At 36.4% G+C, this 16,298-nt stretch carries 17 protein-coding genes; 4 read left to right on the top strand and 13 right to left on the bottom strand.

Annotated features, from left to right (window positions below):
- Positions 1-318 precede the first annotated feature (318 nt).
- The 3 genes from C4B60_RS19095 to C4B60_RS19085 form a co-directional block, all read right to left on the bottom strand.
- Positions 319-990, bottom strand: coding sequence for a hypothetical protein (locus tag C4B60_RS19095; RefSeq protein ID WP_104059642.1), 672 nt, complete (start codon positions 988-990; stop codon positions 319-321).
- A gap of 18 nt (positions 991-1,008) precedes the next feature.
- A complete protein-coding gene (locus C4B60_RS19090; protein ID WP_167578709.1) occupies positions 1,009-1,995 on the bottom strand; it encodes a Kiwa anti-phage protein KwaB-like domain-containing protein in 987 nt (328 codons plus the stop codon).
- 213 nt (positions 1,996-2,208) lie between these two features.
- Positions 2,209-2,700: a hypothetical protein gene (locus C4B60_RS19085; protein ID WP_104059640.1), complete on the bottom strand. Its 492-nt coding sequence runs from the start codon at positions 2,698-2,700 to the stop codon at positions 2,209-2,211.
- Between the two features lie 401 nt (positions 2,701-3,101).
- Between C4B60_RS19085 and C4B60_RS19080 the strand changes: the two genes are divergently transcribed.
- The 3 genes from C4B60_RS19080 (at position 3,102) to C4B60_RS19070 (ending at position 5,117) form a co-directional block, all read left to right on the top strand.
- Positions 3,102-3,896 carry a ParA family protein gene (locus tag C4B60_RS19080; protein ID WP_245154055.1) on the top strand — a complete coding sequence of 265 codons (795 nt, stop codon included), beginning with the start codon at positions 3,102-3,104 and terminating at the stop codon, positions 3,894-3,896.
- Positions 3,868-4,299 carry a CopG family ribbon-helix-helix protein gene (locus C4B60_RS19075; protein WP_104059638.1) on the top strand — a complete coding sequence of 144 codons (432 nt, stop codon included), beginning with the start codon at positions 3,868-3,870 and terminating at the stop codon, positions 4,297-4,299. The genes C4B60_RS19080 and C4B60_RS19075 overlap by 29 nt, the downstream gene beginning before the upstream one ends.
- Before the next feature lie 251 nt (positions 4,300-4,550).
- Positions 4,551-5,117 (top strand): MerR family transcriptional regulator, encoded by a 567-nt coding sequence (locus tag C4B60_RS19070; protein ID WP_104059637.1) that lies wholly within the window; start codon positions 4,551-4,553, stop codon positions 5,115-5,117.
- Positions 5,118-5,305: 188 nt separating this feature from the next.
- On the opposite strand, the gene C4B60_RS19065 is transcribed toward C4B60_RS19070, so the two are convergent.
- From C4B60_RS19065 to C4B60_RS19050, 4 genes are all read right to left on the bottom strand, one after another.
- Positions 5,306-5,527, bottom strand: coding sequence for a hypothetical protein (locus tag C4B60_RS19065; RefSeq protein ID WP_104059636.1), 222 nt, complete (start codon positions 5,525-5,527; stop codon positions 5,306-5,308).
- The gene (locus C4B60_RS19060; protein WP_104059635.1) at positions 5,527-6,288 is read right to left on the bottom strand and encodes a hypothetical protein; all 762 of its coding nucleotides are present in this window, start codon (positions 6,286-6,288) and stop codon (positions 5,527-5,529) included. The genes C4B60_RS19065 and C4B60_RS19060 overlap by 1 nt, the downstream gene beginning before the upstream one ends.
- A gap of 24 nt (positions 6,289-6,312) precedes the next feature.
- Entirely contained in the window at positions 6,313-6,708 is a 396-nt protein-coding gene (locus C4B60_RS19055) for a DUF6075 family protein (protein WP_104059634.1), read from the bottom strand.
- Positions 6,709-6,921: 213 nt separating this feature from the next.
- Positions 6,922-7,302, bottom strand: a complete 381-nt coding sequence (locus C4B60_RS19050) for a hypothetical protein (protein ID WP_104059633.1) — start codon at positions 7,300-7,302, stop codon at positions 6,922-6,924.
- A 311-nt stretch (positions 7,303-7,613) separates the two neighbouring features.
- Here C4B60_RS19050 and C4B60_RS19045 point away from each other — a divergent pair, with 311 nt between their 5' ends.
- Positions 7,614-8,414 carry a DUF2935 domain-containing protein gene (locus tag C4B60_RS19045; protein WP_104059632.1) on the top strand — a complete coding sequence of 267 codons (801 nt, stop codon included), beginning with the start codon at positions 7,614-7,616 and terminating at the stop codon, positions 8,412-8,414.
- Positions 8,415-9,191: 777 nt separating this feature from the next.
- Here the strand turns inward: C4B60_RS19045 and C4B60_RS19035 are convergent.
- The 6 genes from C4B60_RS19035 to C4B60_RS19010 all read right to left on the bottom strand — a co-directional run bounded on the left by C4B60_RS19035 (position 9,192) and on the right by C4B60_RS19010 (position 15,895).
- Entirely contained in the window at positions 9,192-10,499 is a 1,308-nt protein-coding gene (locus tag C4B60_RS19035; protein WP_104059630.1) for a hemolysin family protein, read from the bottom strand.
- A gap of 75 nt (positions 10,500-10,574) precedes the next feature.
- Positions 10,575-11,885: a hemolysin family protein gene (locus tag C4B60_RS19030; RefSeq protein WP_104059629.1), complete on the bottom strand. Its 1,311-nt coding sequence runs from the start codon at positions 11,883-11,885 to the stop codon at positions 10,575-10,577.
- A 38-nt stretch (positions 11,886-11,923) separates the two neighbouring features.
- Entirely contained in the window at positions 11,924-12,331 is a 408-nt protein-coding gene (locus C4B60_RS19025) for a MerR family transcriptional regulator (RefSeq protein WP_104059628.1), read from the bottom strand.
- Positions 12,332-12,612: 281 nt separating this feature from the next.
- Positions 12,613-13,614, bottom strand: coding sequence for a sodium:calcium antiporter (locus C4B60_RS19020; RefSeq protein ID WP_104059627.1), 1,002 nt, complete (start codon positions 13,612-13,614; stop codon positions 12,613-12,615).
- Between the two features lie 70 nt (positions 13,615-13,684).
- Positions 13,685-15,007 carry a hemolysin family protein gene (locus tag C4B60_RS19015; RefSeq protein WP_104059626.1) on the bottom strand — a complete coding sequence of 441 codons (1,323 nt, stop codon included), beginning with the start codon at positions 15,005-15,007 and terminating at the stop codon, positions 13,685-13,687.
- A 423-nt stretch (positions 15,008-15,430) separates the two neighbouring features.
- Positions 15,431-15,895 (bottom strand): JAB domain-containing protein, encoded by a 465-nt coding sequence (locus C4B60_RS19010; RefSeq protein ID WP_104059625.1) that lies wholly within the window; start codon positions 15,893-15,895, stop codon positions 15,431-15,433.
- Positions 15,896-16,298 lie beyond the last annotated feature (403 nt).

Here is a 16,298-nt window from a genome sequence, read left to right as displayed (position 1 = left end):
AGAGAAATAACTCATTTTTTTTTAAATTTTTCGTATTTTAACCGTAATTCTAAACTCAATTAGACACAAATAATCCCTTGATAACAATACTCAAAGGGTTCTAACATATTTTAATACATATATGTTGACATATATTTTAATATCAACATTAATATTGTAATTAAAAGATAAGTTAATAAACGAAATATATAGATAAAATATAAAGATGAATTAAATTTTGTAAAATCTAAGTCTTATACAAGAGAAAGCCTTTTACAATTTGGATAAAATGAAAGGACACCTCAGTTGAGATGCCCTCTTGAACCCTATCTATAAAGATTAATCATTATCCATTTCATTATTTGTTAAGTAGTAAACATCATTAACTAGCCTCTCACCTCGAACTTTCCGATTAAATGTTATTTTATCCTTCATCATAATGAAAATTACATCTTTTCTGAGAGAACTGTCATTAGGCTCTTGTTCTTTCTCCCCTAAAGAAATAACTCCTTTAAAAACACTTCTTCCAGAAAAAAAGAGTAGAGGACAAACACTTATTGCATCTGTTTTCACATAGATTGCGATAACAAAGAATATTATTATTAATGATACGGCTAAGTTAATCACTGATGAGTGGTCAAGAGACACCAAGGGAATAAGTAATGTTAGCAAAAAGAAAGAATAATCATTTGCACTTAACCTCTCTGCCTTTCTTATATACATGTCCTGACCATCTTCTCCTGCCCTTATTCTATCTTCAAACCCAGACATAAACCATTTAATGGTGTACTTATAGCTAAAATAAGTATAAATTATTGTTGCAATAATAAAATAAACTTCTGCACTCAAATAACTCACAAAGATACTATTCTTATTTACCCAAGTTTGATTTACCAACCACTCGTCGAGCCCGAAGTATTTATTACCTGCAATAAATCTAAAGACCATTACAATGACTAGTGGAGAATAAGTTATTATCCATAATATAGCTTGCTGAAATTTACTCCACATAGTCTAAATACCCCTTTTTTAATTAGTTTGAGATTTGAATTTTTTTGTAAGAAACGACTCTACGATCTTATCAGAGAAAAAATGAAGTAACGGTGTTACTTCATGATCCGGATTAAATCTTACCTTCTGATTTTCGACATCAATGTGTTCATAAAGTGGCCAGAGTGAACTGTATCTCTCAAGATATTCTTCTCTATCTGGCTCATTTTCAGGTATATCACTTTTAATCATATTTAATTCTTCACACCTTTCTTCAAAACTTTCCTCTAAGGCGTCTAATGTTTCTTTTTTAATTGAAGCTAAACCTCTAGAAAGAATATACTGGCTAGAGGTTTCTTTAAACTTGGTTGTGTTTGACCCGTCATCAAAAAAGCTCATATTAGTAATAGTTTCTAAGTTATTATCCCGCTGCCTTTTAATATGATCATCATAATTAAAAGTATATTCTAGTGTTCTTGGATTCAGAATGTACATCATTTCTTCGTGAATAAAGAGTTCAATCTTACCTCCAAACTCGATGACATTTTTGTCTTGAATAACCAACTGCTCTCTGTCTCTTACTGTCGGGAGTTTACTGACATTTCTTCGTTCCATTGCAGAAATTTTTACACCTCGATAAAAAATAAAATAGGCGTGTTCGGTGTCTTTTGAGATTTTAACCACTTGAAACTTTGCATCTTTATCTAAAAATGTGCTGTTACTGTGATTTAAAGCTTGAAGTAGTTTTGCAAGTTTATCCTTTAAATCTTCATCATCCTCTATAACTAATTTAGCAATATAATCAGCCTTTGTTAATTCATGATTATATTCTGCGGTATAAAACTTTTTGCCTTCTGCGCTGTCAATCTTTATGTTATTCAATTCTTTCTTTATTCTCTTTTTTAACCATATTCTCAAGTCAGGATCTAATATCTCTTTTTTTGCAAAATATAGATCATCACTTTGGGTTGCCTTAGAAACTAGATACACCTGCAAGTCTAAAGTATCCAGCTCTTCATCTGACATCATACTTATTCTATTAATAAAATTCCCGTTGCTATTCAAACCCAAAAAAACTCACTTCCCTTCAGGAGTATATAAAGTGCTAATTTCGACAGAACTATTCTATTTAACCTTGTTTTTCAAAAGTTTATATACATTAATTCTCTTCCAATAAAATTATCTTTTTCCAATTTCTAATACCTGATTCTAAAGTTAAAGTTGAATTAAAATCCCATGTTAACAGATTATTTGAAAACTTCTAATATCCTCTATACATCTTACTATCGCTAGCTTATCTTTTTTAGGATTCTTCTTAGGAGTTCCTTTTAATAAAAATTCCCTTTTAAAACTTACTTCTTTAGAACTGGCTAATGCTTTTTGTAAGACTTCCTTATCCCAATTTTTATGTTCAAAGATTTGTTCGAAAATTTCATTGAAAACCCTTAGAAACTCCTTTCTTTTTTGTTCATCCTCAGTAATAGATAAAAATACATAGGGGTCATAAGGAACGTCGATGTCCCAAAATCCATCAACAACATCATGATAAAAAATAGATTTTATATTTTTTCTACAATCAATATTAATTTGTTTAATATTTTCTTTAGATTTGCCCTTGAAGAGAAAAAAAGAAAATACAGCAGTTGCTGCTGAGAATTGTGATTCAAAATCATCATCAATATTATCTCTTTTTTTTCTGGGCCTAGTTTCATCATAGAACCTTATATCCAATTTTATCTCCCCTTTAAATATCTATATAAATTTGGCTCGAGGAAAATGTTTGAGCGTTCTTATTAGATTTAGTCAAAAACCCTCTATCCTTGCCATAATATTGTTATTTGATTACACCTGCTATAGGTTTTGGTTATTCCATTAAACTGTCGCTTAAGTTTAACATTAATTCCCTTTATTCAGAAAATAAAAATTTCCTTCCTCATTAGAAGAAATGCTCTTTTGACTATAAAATTAGTCGTAAAGTTAATATATATATTAAAATATATGATGACATATATTTTAATGTTAGTATTAAAGACAATAATAAAAGGGTTATCTTTATTAATTACATTTATATAGTAATGATACGAGTAGTAGCATCATATACATTACTATATACGTTGAAAGGGGTGTCAAGATTGACAGCAACAATAGTGACATTTGGGATCAGTAAAGGCGGTTGTTCAAAATCTACTAGCAGCGGCATTACATCATACCTCTTAAGCCAAGAAGAAAGGGTTCTGGCTATTGATATGGATGGCCAAGGAAACCTTACAAGCTTTTTAACCGGAGAATACGACATATGCAATGTATTTGAAGAAAAAACGGTTTTAGAAGCAATTATTGAAGGCGACGCAAGACCATATATCATTCGGATCCAAGAGAATCTTGACTTAATTCCTTCTAATGATTTTCTCGCCACGTTGCCAAGACATATGTACTCAAAAGGATTAAAGCTTAACGCTCTCCAGAAGACATTAGAACCTGTAATGAAGGACTATGATTGGATCATTATCGATACACCGCCATCTCTTTCAGAACAAACCATTCTGCCCCTCAGTACATATTCTGAAGGCGGAAGCCATGTAGTAATTATGTTCGACGGGTCCATGTTTGCGTATTATGCCATTCCTAAATTTATTGAAATGGTTGAAGGAGCAAAAGAACGATATAACCCTAACTTAAATACTGCAGGTATTTTATTCTCTTTGATAGATTCAAGAGCTAAGGAAAATGAAGTGATGCTAGAGTCCATCGAGGAAGATCACCCTAACTTAAAATTTGATACCATTATTAAAAGAAAAGCGTCTACCAGACGGTTACCGATTGCAGGATTTGATGGAAATCCAGAATTAAAAAATGCCTTAGAATATTACATTCCGTTTGTAAAGGAGCTGAAAGAACGTGTCGAACAAAAACAACCTCAAGGATAAAATTAAAAAACCGAATGCCCCTCAAGCGTTCTTTAATTCATATGATACGAAAGAAAACGTAAATGACAGCAACAATAATAATAATAATGAAACGATTGATGAAATAAATGTTAAAGATAATAATACAAACAACAATAAAAACATTGAAATTAACAATAACAAAACATATGTCAATGACAACGATGTTGTTGATGACAATGATTATTTAAGAGAATTAGCTGCTGGAAAAAAAGCAATAAAAAAGAAACCCAAAAAAGTTTTTACGTCCTTTTATATGGACCCAGATTTAGCTGCTGAAGTAGATAAGATAGCAGCTAGGGGAGAAAAGGGTGATAAATCAAGACTGATTAACCAGGGTATAAGAAGTTTGTTAGAGGAGTATGGAGTAATCAATAAGAGCTAATTACAAAAGCTGAAGTAAATTTATTAACCTTAATTTAAAACTCCACATAGGTGGAGTTTTTTTGCTTATGTATCAAAAATAGACAAATGAAGTCAAAGGATATTTTAAATTGAACACCGAACTTTTAACATAAGAGTGGAACCTACATGAATACCTGATTGGTTCTTGTCACACACCCACGCAACAAGTTATTCTTAGCGTAATGTTTTCACACATAAGTTAACACTTATCTTGAAAGGGTGCATGTAAACATGAACGTAATTGAAAACCAATGTACTGAAAACCTGAATGAAAACATAAGTGATCTTCGCTTAACAGTTAAAGAAGCTGCTCAACACATAGAAGAGAGTCCGGGCGTAGTACGAAATTGGATGCGCGAATTAAAAACACATATCCCTACGATTATTGGAGAAAACGGATACCACTATTTTGATAAGATTGCTTTAGAAAGGTTACGGTTAATTAAGCAATTAAACCGGGTCCAAAATTATTCTTTAAAACAAATTGAATATTATTTAGCTACTGGCGGAGAAAAAACGAAGCCAGAACCAAAACAAGAAATATCTCTATTGATATTGGACGACTTAAAAGAAATAAAAAGGCAGCTTGATCTCCAGAAGGACTTTAATGAAGTATTGATCCAGCAATTAAAAAAACAACAATTGCATATGGATAGTCAACAAAAGTTTCTTACTGAAATGATTGAAAAAAGAGACGAACAATTACTCATGGTTATAAAAGAGAAACAAACAAAACAAGAAAATATTCCTGAAGAAGATGTTCCCAAAAAGAAAGGGTTTTTTTCTTGGTTCAAATAATCGTATATTAATTTGATAAAACATACTTTAAACCTAAAAATAAAGGAAAAAAAAGACAAAAATTAAATAAGAAAAAGCTCACTTATATCAAGTAGCTTTTCCTCATTTGATTATTTTTCACATAGCAACCTATATAATTTTAATGTTCTTCTATTTACTTTAAATTTCCCGGTTATCTATAAGTACTTTTATCCTTTTTCAATGTTATTAGCAAATGGATAATCAACTTCGTACCCATATTCCTTTATATGGGGAACACCTTTTGAATTTTCAATGACTGTATTTAAACACTTCCTGCAGTAGTAATTAGGATGTCGGTCTGGATCGAACCGATCAACACCCCATTTTACTCGGGCTACGTATTCTTTATAATCTCTTCTAGCGCAATAATCACATTGATGCAGTTCCATTAGGACCCTTCTCCTTTAATCGTGTACTGCTGCAGCTGTTCTTTTAAAACATCCTCACCAAAACGACTCTTATAATCATCTAAAGCATGCTTCAATCGAACTTCCGCAATCAATTTTCGTGCATCTGAATTTGATAACTTTTCAATGAGCTGCTCGATCACATCTCGCATTAACGACGTTCTGGTCACGGCTTTTGTTCCAATTTCACTTACCTTTTGATCAAGCTTATCAAAGGCTTCAGCTGCAATACTAATTCTCATTGCTTCCGGTTCTACAGGCTTATCGAATAGGATAGGATTTTGTTTTCGTGGTTGATAATCCTCTAAGATAAATCGTTCTATCATAGCGTTTCGATCCCGGAAGGGGATAAACTTCTCAATGAGCTCCCGTGTCCCACGTTCAAAGTAAAAACTCGAATGACGCATCACGCGATCTTTAGGGAGCCCCTGCGATTGAAGGGATAGCTTCTGAATTAGTTGGGTTAAAATATGAGACATAAGTGTGGATCGATTCGCTTTACACCCATGTTTTTGAATATGTTTGACCAGTTCATTGACACGTTCATCCGTAAATTCATCAAAGTGAAAAGGGAGTGGTTTGAGTCCTTGCCGGTCACCTATGTTTATATCACGTAAGTCCTCCGGTAATTGGTATTCATTTAAAATATAATTTCGAAGAATCCGTGATTGTAAAGAAGCATCGACTAACGCTTTATACTGTTCAACTTGTCCTGGCACTAAAGAAAAAGAAACTCGTTTCATAAAAACGCTCCTATTGGTAATGGATTAAGAATAAAGCTTTTCCTCCGTTTCCTCATAAGGAGAAGGGAGACCATAACGACGAATCAAAAGAGCATTCATGGCTAAAGCCATTCTCTGTTCGTCTAAAGACATAAAATCCAGTGGTTCAACTGATACGTTATTATTAAACAAATGAACACCAAGCTTGGCCAATACATTTATGCCTGAACTAAAATCTTGTTCCTCAAATAATTCCGTTGAAGATAAGGTGCAATCCTGCTTGTTAAAGTAAGGAATCATCTTATTAAACAGCTCATCATCACCCGTCATAACAAAGACAAGGGAGAGATATTCTTTATCCCTGCGTGTATGAATCGGCATGGTTTCCCTAATCTCCTGAAACCGTTCTTGATGTTCCCGATTCAAAAATGAAAAATTCATTTTCATCCCCTCCTGATTTTATTTTATACCATGTAGACACTAATAACTATTAAACAAGACTCCGGTGATCAGGCCGGAGCAAAAAGTAACATACAATACCCAAGCACAAAGGTATTTACGTAAAGTATACCCGACTGCTCCATTGATTAAAAGGCTTACTGTCCGACAGTATCCTTTTCTTTTCGCTACTGTTGAATCATCATCGGCTTGTTTTTATCCTTCTTGATGGATTCCAAATATGGCCAAATAATGTTCCGTAATCCTTGTTGGCACATAACCAAGGCGTAGCTTAAGGATATTTTCTACGACAAACATTTTTCGGGAAATGCGTTCATACTCTTCTCCTGAAAACTGTTCAGATTCCTTAAAATCAGATGTTGAAAGATTGGTCCTTGCTTTGTAAAAGGTATTCATTAATTCATACATAGCCGTTCTTTCTGCCCGTACAGACTTTAAAAGGGAGAGCAATTCAAACGTTGAAAGAATCATTAATTCCGGTGTGGTCTTATCAAGATACGATTCCAGTACAAATTCTTTCACTCTGACAGCAATTCGTTCATGATTACGCTGCGCAATATTAGCTGGCACACGCATTACGCAAAAATCACAATGAAAAATTTTGTCCCTGGGTTTCTAACTCGCATCCACAATACGGACATGTACAAAAAGAAGGATCCATCTAAACACTCCTTTTTCCATAAGATGCACATATAGAAGCTACCTTACAATTGAATGAGCTTTTTAAATTTTTCTTTTATTATACCATATAGACACTAAAATAAATACCTCTAACCTTATGTATGATGTAATCAGCTGTTCATCGAAGATGAAATGAAAAATAAGAATAATAATACAGTTTGAAAATATATTGAGAAAGGAGAAAACTTCAGCAGGGAGGGTATAAATTGGCTGACCCGATTGTAGCCAGATCCTTGGATGAAATTAAATTCTGGTCCAGGATCATGAAAGAGCATGCCTTATTTTTAAGCTTGGGGTTTACATACGAACAGACACAATTAATTGATGAGGCAAAACAATTTATCTCTTTGTTTGAAAAAATTGAAGAAAGGTTAGACCGATTTACAGTAAATTCAGATCTACGCCAGGTTCAAGCCTTTAATTCCGAAGTTTACCAAGCTGCAGTGGCAATATGGTCTTATAAGCGAAAGGTATTAGGTTTAACGTTGCACTGCGAGATTCGCACGAACAATTTTCCATTATTAGTAGATCATATAAGCAGAGAAGCAGCTTACTTTGCTAATCGATTAAAAGAACTAAACGAAGGGAAGTTAGCACCAACGCCAGATGCTGTCATTCAAGAAAATGTATTCTTCTTAAGGATTATGGCTGATCATGCTAAGTTTATTGGACATCTTTTAGATCCTTCCGAGAGAAGGTTAGTAGATCAGGCGAGAGAATTTAGTCATGATTTTGATCAACTTCTTTTTCAAGCAATTGATTTAGATTCAATGCGGCCACAATCTGAAACGATCCCTCTTCAAAGTCAATTTCTAAACCAAAACAAAGTTTCGGTTGCTTCACTAAGGGATTTTAAGAAGACAGCAAGGGATCTTATTGAAGCATGCAGAATTAAAAGTAACATTCATCCACTCTTGGCAGATCATACTTTCAGAGAAGCTGAACGATTTTTGGAAATCATTGATTTATTTGAAGCCAGTCTCACAGGCCAGCAAAGGGAAACATAAAAAATTATCCCAGCGCAGGGTGTATATGAAGGAGCAAAACAATAATGTCCCTACGAACAATTTGTGTTCGTGGGGGCATTCTTGTTTACTCAGCCGAGCTTGCTCCTACACCTTGTAGTAACTACTTCCATCCTCTTCTATGATCATTTGCCTTTACTCCTCTTGTTTTAGTTGTTAACCTTTTTCCTTACGAAGCGATTAAGCCCCGAAAAGGGACAATCTTTGCCCTTTTTGCAAGGAGAACGAAAAGACAAGAATAGCTCCGTCTTACAATTTGGAAGGAAAAAGGGCAACTATTCTTTAAAAGCAGCTGTCAGGCTGGTTCCGATTGGGTTTGATGGGCTTGAACTTGTTGCTTTCGGCTCGTGGAGGATGGGCCGAAGGCAAGGGATCAGGAACCTACGGCCTGTAGGCGCAAGCCGTACAGACCGTGGTTATCGAGCCATTTAATGCCCCAGCGACACTTACGGCATGACAAAAAGCGGTCTTTTCTTTTTGATCAGACCGTTAGTGCTGCCGTCCTGGAACAGGATTGAAAGAGAAAGATTTATTTTCTTATATTTTTGAAATATCTGTTGCTGGTAACGGGGAGGACCCTATTTAAATTTAATTTAATTTCTACTACTTCTCGATTAACTTCTTGCAGCTTCTGGAGGGAATTTTGCGGCGGAATTAGAAGAAAAAGCGGAAAAAACTTTAGGTTTTTAAAACAGTTGAGCAATCAGGCGAAAAATAAAAAACTACCAGGAGGAGTCTGCTACTGGTAGTCTTAAAATTTTATTTTTTTTCAGGCAATAACTCTAATAAGACTTTCAGAACCTGATAGTTTTCTATCTCTAAAACAGTCAGCAGGTAGGAGTTATGCTTAATTGTAAAAGCAGGAGAATTTTCTTCATTAAAACGCTGAATATAACCGCCAACCGTATCTACATCGTCACGATTTTCAAATGTAACATTAAACTGCTCCTCAAGTTCATCCAGTAAAACACGTCCTTGAAGGTGATAGGTTGTTTCATTTATTTTTTGGATTTCTGCCAGTTCGTCACCATCAAACTCATCCCTGATATCTCCAACAATTTCCTCTAAAATATCTTCCATCGTTACAAGACCGGCAGTCCCTCCAAAATCATCGATTACTAAAGCGATGGGTACTCTTTCAGTCTGCATTTTCAGAAGGACTTCCTTAACTGAGGTACTTTCATGAATGACAATCAAATCGTGAGTTATCTCTGTTACGTTACTTTGAACACCATTTGCGAATCGAAGTAGCATTTCTTTCACATTCACAAATCCAATGGTGCGATCTTTATCTTTTTTTTCAGTAACAGGATAACGTGTATATTGATGTTCGTCAAAGATCCTAATAATCTCATCACGACCCATATCTTGATCAATTGTGATCATTTGAATGCGGGGGACCATAATATCCTTCACATCGCGGTCATCAAATGTGAATATATTATTTAGATACAAGAGTTCATTCTGATTAATTTCTCCCCCCTTGAAGCTTTCACTCATGATAATCTTCAGCTCTTCTTCCGAATGCGCCTGTTCATGGCCTGCAGGCTGCACCCCAAAAGCTCGCAATAATAATCGGGCAGACCCATTAAGTGTCCAAATTAATGGATACATCAGCTTACCAAACCAGTAAAGAGGACGTGCTAATAATAAGGTCATTTTTTCTGCATATTGAATCGCCAGTGTCTTAGGAGCAAGTTCTCCGACTACAACGTGTAGAAAGGTTACAAAAGAAAAAGCGATAATAAATGATAATGGTGCAGAAATAGAAGAAGGGACATCAAACTGATCAAAGACTGGATATAAAATGCGCTCAACGGTAGGTTTTCCTAACCAGCCGAGTCCCAAGGCTGTTACGGTGATCCCAAGCTGACAGGCAGACAAATAATAGTCTAGGTCATGGATTAATTTTTTAGCAATGACAGCTGTTTTATTGCCTTCTGAAATTAATTGATCGATTCGAGACATCCTTACCTTTACCACCGCAAACTCTGAACCTACAAAAAAAGCTGTTAAAAAAATCAATAATACAAGCAAACTTAAATTCAAAATGATTATGGGATCCAATACTCACCCTCAAAAACGAGGGATTCACCTCCGAGAAATTTTTAGTCTCTTTAACTGTCTTTTTGCATTTACAGTTTAATGATTTTCTTTTGCAGGCAGATCAAGCTGAATCTGAATAATTTGATGGTTATCCATTTCTAAGAGCGTAAAGAGATGACCGTCAGTTTCAATAGAATCATTCGGCATTGCTTCAGTGTTTTGTAGTTGGAACCATCCGCCAATGGTGTCTACATTTTCGCTATTTGCAAATGTTAGTCCAAATTGTTCTGTAAGATCCTCGAGCAGAACCCTTCCTTTTAAAAGGTATCTTCTTTTGCTTACAGTCTCAATATCGGGTGTTTCATCTGTATCGAACTCATCTCGTATTTCTCCAACGATTTCTTCTAAGATATCCTCCATAGTTAGAAGGCCAGCTGTTCCCCCGTATTCGTCAATCACCAAAGCCACATGAACTCGCTCGGTTTGCATTTTTAATAAGGCGTTTTGTAAAGTAGTGGTCTCATGAATTAGCACTAATTCATGCATGCTGTCTTCCAGCGTTCTATTTCGACCAACTGCGTAATTAATCAACATTTCTTTTACGTTGGCAAATCCAATAATATGATCTTTGTCACCAGCTTCTGTTACAGGGTATCGTGTATAGGGATGACTATTAATGATCTCTAGAACTTCGGTTTGGGTCATTGTTTTCATCAGGGTAACCATTTGGGTGCGAGGTACCATAATGTCTTTTGCCACTCGCTCATCAAAAGCAAAGATGTTCTCCATATAGGAGAGCTCGGTTTGGTTGATTTCACCACTCTCAAAACTTTGTACCATAATAATTTTTAATTCTTCTTCTGAATGAGCTTGTTCATGGCCAACTGGTCGAACACCAAGAGTCCGCAGCAAAATACGAGCTGAACCATTTAATGTCCATATAAATGGATACATTATTTTCCCGAACCAATATAGAGGACCTGCTAGCAAAAGGGTCATTTTTTCAGCAAATTGAATTGCTAATGATTTGGGAGCAAGTTCTCCAATTACTACATGAAGAAAAGTTACGATGGAAAAGGCTAATGCGAATGAAATAATCGCTGCCGCAGAACTTGGGATATCAAAATTTTCAAAAAACGGATGTAATATTTTTTCGACAGTCGGTTCCCCTAACCAACCAAGTCCAAGTGCTGTCACTGTAATCCCAAGCTGACAGGCCGAAAGGTAATAGTCCAAATCGGTAATGAGCTTTTTAGCGACGATCGCTTTTTTATTTCCTTCATCGATTAACTGGTCAATGCGTGAAAGTCGAACTTTAACAACAGCAAACTCTGAACCTACGAAAAAAGCTGTTAATGCGATTAAAATGGCGACCAAGGCCAAGTTTAAAAGTAATATACTATCCAATAGATTCCCTCATAGTGAGGGATTCACCTCCGCGAGAATTATAATAACGTTAAAAGTTGCGTGATAACAGCGAGTTTGTTGGATAAATCTTGATAAATTCGTGCTTTTTCTTCTTTGGGTTTATGTTTCATTGTTTCTTCAAGGGAAACCATTTTCTTTTGAAGTTTATTAATTTCCTCTCGAACCTCGTTGAGGAGAGGCTCATGGTTTTCATCATACGGCAATTGTAATGATGCAGAAATTTCATCAAGAGACATTCGCTGTTTTTTTAAAAGCCGTATGCGCTCAAGTGTATGGAGGACACTTTCATCATAAAGACGATAGTTAGATGGTGAGCGTTCAAATGATAATAAACCACATTGTGTGTAATAATCAATCGTACGTGAAGACAACCCACTTAGCTTAGCGACTTGACCTATCTTTAGCAGCTCCTTCCCAAGGGGCATACCTCCTTTAATATTTGTACTCTAAATATATCATGGTTTTTACAAAACTATACAGTATAACGTGACGATATAGTGTTTTAAATGTGTCAAATTAATTAATGTGACGAATTTTAGTGAAAGGTCTGAATGAGGAAGCAGCACAAAACCTTGGGAACGAAGCACACAGGACGCGTTGCATAGATAATAACAGAGCGAAAAGATATAAACGTATATCTTTGGATCAAACATGTTTAAAATCTAAAAAGCTCCTGTTTTTGCAGGAGCTTTTTAGAGTGGAAAGATCAACTGTTCACAAAAATTAAATAAGAAGTGACAAAATAAATGACTGTAATTAAGAGGGAGGGCATCATGTAGGTAAAAGAAGATGCTGCTTTTTTCATCAGAACAGCCAAAATCATAATTACTGAAAGAATAGTTACACCGATTGCGGTCGTTAAGTGAGACTCTGAGACCGTTGTGATAATGGCACCTTCCCTATAGATCAGGTCAGATCCTGCAAGGATAAGCATATTGAAAATATTACTGCCGAGAATCGATCCCATTGCTAGGTTAATATTTTTCAAACGCAGGGCAACGAGTACAGACACTGCTTCAGGAAGTGAGGTCGTAGCAGCTACCAGGAAACTTCCTATAAAACTTGAACCAAGCCCTGTGATGACGGCAATCTGATCGCCCATGATGGACAGCACTGTACCTGCCCCCATGATGACGATTGCTGCAATGATAAATCCGATCACTGCGTGTTTAACAGATAACGCAGACTCTACGGACTCTTTAGGTGTCATGATGTGGTCATCTGTCTGCGGTGCTACCTGATCAGTTTTTGATAATCGCCCAATAATCAGAATCCCTGCGCCATAAATAACGACAATCAACAGAGAATCGATCCCCAGACCAAGAATGGTATAGTCAATCCGGAGTGTTAAAGCTACCATAACAAGCAGTGTGAGCAGCAAGCCAAGTCCTGCGGTGTATAGATGATCATTGCTTGCCTGTAAAAAAAGCTTTTTCTTTCTGTAGTAAAGGTCAAAGCAGGCAAGAATAAATATGTTAAATAAGTTTGATCCGAGCACGTTTCCAATTGCAATATCATTGTTTCCGATTAAAACTGCGGAAAGGCTGGTTGTTACTTCCGGCAAGGAGGTCGCGCCTGCTAGTAAAAGCGTTCCCACGAGCAAGCCGCCCATAGCTGTTTTTGTACTGATAACATCTGCATAGGCTGAAAGCTTCATCGCTGCATAGACAGTCACAACTGCAGCCAGAATAAACCAGATAAATGCCATATGTATTTACCTCTTTTCGTATGGATGGAAAATCAACAAAGGCTGCTTAAAAACAGCAGCCTAATTTACATTATTCTTCAGGCTCGGAGTCTTCAGACTGATTGACAAGGATCTTCACCCGTTCGATTCTGTTCTCGGATACTTCAAGTACATTAAACACAACGTTTTTATACGGAACAAAAGGCTTGTCCAATTCATTTGGGATATAGCCAAGCTCATGAATAATAAAACCGCTGACTGTGTCAAGCTCCCCTGATGGCAGGCTGACCTTAATTGCTTCTTCTAGCTCCCAAAGCCTAACCGTTCCCCGGGTAATATACACACCTGGTTCCAGTTCGACAATTTCCTGCTCAGGCAAAGTTTCCAGGCTTTCACTTGAGATCTCTCCTACAATCTCTTCAATAACATCTTCAATTGTAATAATCCCTTCCGTGCCGCCATATTCATCAATCACAATCGCGATATGCATGTTACTTTTTTGCATCGAAGCAAACAGCACATCAATGGGCTGCGATTCTAATACAAAAAACGGTTTTCTAATAACATCTTTTAAATCGAAAGGCTCGCCATTTCCAATGTACTGGAAAAGGTCTTTCGAATGTAAAACTCCTTTTATATTATCAATTGTCTCTTCATAAACAGGAAAGTGTGTAAAGCGTTTTTCTTTTATTAATGAAAGTACATCTTCAAAGGTTGCATCAATCGGGAGAGCAGATATATCTCTGCGATGAGTAATAATATCTGTTGCGATGGTATCGTTAAATTCAAAAATATTATTAATCATGATCTTTTCCTCAAGATTAATGGTGCCTCTTTCACGCCCGACGTCTACAAGCATTCTGATATCTTCCTCAGTAGCCTCTTCACTTTTTGCATTCGGATCAACACCGAATAGGCGGACGACTGCATTAGTAGACATGGTCAGAATAAAGATAATCGGTGCACTGATTTTCGCCAGTACAGAAAGGGGCGTAGCTGCAATGTTAGAAATGGCTTCAGCTTTTTGAAGTGCAAGCTGTTTTGGCACAAGCTCCCCAAAAACCAGTGTAAAGTATGACAGGATAATGGTGATGGTAATGACTGAAACGGTGTTCAGCACACCAAATGACAACGGAACGCCCCAATTAACCAATGTTTCAGCGAGCGGACCCGCGAAAAAATCTGCAGCGAATGCACTGGATAAGAACCCTGCAAGCGTAATGCCAATTTGAATCGTACTCAGAAAAAGGCTTGGCTGTGAAATGAGTTTGTATAGCGTTTGAGCTTTTGCATCTCCATTATCTGCAGCCCGCTTCACTTTGTTGTCATTCAGGTTTACCAAAGCAAGCTCTGAAGCAGCAAAAAAAGCATTGATCAGAATTAGTACAACGAGCGTTACAAGCGCAATCGTCAAAGGAATTACCCTCCATCATTTATATTTATAGAGATAACATGTTCTTGTTTTGGTTCAATGACTAACTTATTTCTTAATAATCCCACTTCAAAATCTGGAAAGCAATAAATAACATTGGAAAGCAATAAAGCATCTTAGGGCTTCCTATCCATTTTTATTTAAAATATAAACCCAGTTATAATATGACTGAGTGTTTACATTGGCTATGAATTAATGCACTAGAGAAGCATTTGTTAAAGCAGATACTTTCTTTACATATTTTAAAAGCTGCATAAGCAGCGGTCTTGCAGGCTCGATGCCTGCTTAATAATCAGGAAAAGCGAATGCTTTTCTTCCCTTCGTCGGGATCACCAGCTGCTCCTTTCAGCTGATGGTCCCTTTTCTTTTCTTTAAACAAGAGGGATTTCTCCCTCCTGCCCGTTTTTAAAAGATATAGCCTAATTCCCTCATACTTGAATATTGCCCTGTATGGGTGACGACTACATGATCTAAAAGATCAATTCCCAAAAGCTCACAAGATTCATAAAGCCTTTTGGTAGCTGAAATATCTTCAGCGCTTGGCTGACTGTTTCCTGAAGGATGGTTATGGCTGACGGCTATAGAGGCTCCATTATTTAAAATGGCAGCTTTTAGTACATCTCTTGGGTGAACAATGCTGGCGTTAATGGAGCCTATATGCGCTCGGTGCAAAGCAATAATTTGATTTTTAGTGTTGAGTACGATTACAAGAAAGACTTCTCGGTCATCGTCTGCGATATGAGCGGAAGCTACTTTGTTTACATCCTCTGGAGAGCGAACAGGAAAATTTTCAAACGGTGCGTTCGTTTCCTTTACTACCTGCTTAATTTTTACTACTTCAAAAATTGGTGTTAGTTTCGGATTCTCCACTTTTAAAACTCCTTTATAATTGGGATTTTGTATGTTACCCGTTGAATGATCAGTTCAACGCTTCTTTCTTTTCTTCACCTCCTTTCATTTTTATTCCGTTTAGACACTATTTAAAAGATTTAGGTGTTTGAGTATTTTCTCTTTTCGTTTGCTTCTTTGCCTTCCGAAGCGATTCATTCCTGAAAAGGATGATTTTTGCCCTCTTTGCAAGGAGAACGAAAGACGAGCATAGGCAGGCGGTCAAGGGATTAGCACAAAAAGTTTTTGCTTCCTCTTGGAGGATAAATAAAGCAAAAAGTTTTTTGCCCCTTGACCGCCCGCCTAGGGCTCTTCGTTTGTAGCCGGAAAGGTTCGGGTGTCCTACCGGCTAGAAACGTAGAGCCCTTGCTCCGTCTTACGATTC

This window comes from Jeotgalibacillus proteolyticus (assembly GCF_002926065.1).
GTDB lineage: Bacteria > Bacillota > Bacilli > Bacillales > Jeotgalibacillaceae > Jeotgalibacillus > Jeotgalibacillus proteolyticus.
The sequence above is the reverse complement of the archived record's forward strand: the minus strand, read 5'-3'. Positions and strand labels throughout refer to the sequence as shown.

Coding starts and splice junctions, on each gene's coding strand:
- C4B60_RS19055 (WP_104059634.1), bottom strand. CDS start 6,708: ATGAATTTTTCATTTTTGAATCGGGAACATCAAGAACGGTTTCAGGAG.
- C4B60_RS19090 (WP_167578709.1), bottom strand. CDS start 1,995: ATGTCAGATGAAGAGCTGGATACTTTAGACTTGCAGGTGTATCTAGTT.
- C4B60_RS19095 (WP_104059642.1), bottom strand. CDS start 990: ATGTGGAGTAAATTTCAGCAAGCTATATTATGGATAATAACTTATTCT.
- C4B60_RS19050 (WP_104059633.1), bottom strand. CDS start 7,302: ATGCGTGTGCCAGCTAATATTGCGCAGCGTAATCATGAACGAATTGCT.
- C4B60_RS19060 (WP_104059635.1), bottom strand. CDS start 6,288: ATGAAACGAGTTTCTTTTTCTTTAGTGCCAGGACAAGTTGAACAGTAT.
- C4B60_RS19070 (WP_104059637.1), top strand. CDS start 4,551: ATGAACGTAATTGAAAACCAATGTACTGAAAACCTGAATGAAAACATA.
- C4B60_RS19065 (WP_104059636.1), bottom strand. CDS start 5,527: ATGGAACTGCATCAATGTGATTATTGCGCTAGAAGAGATTATAAAGAA.
- C4B60_RS19020 (WP_104059627.1), bottom strand. CDS start 13,614: ATGGCATTTATCTGGTTTATTCTGGCTGCAGTTGTGACTGTCTATGCA.
- C4B60_RS19025 (WP_104059628.1), bottom strand. CDS start 12,331: ATGCCCCTTGGGAAGGAGCTGCTAAAGATAGGTCAAGTCGCTAAGCTA.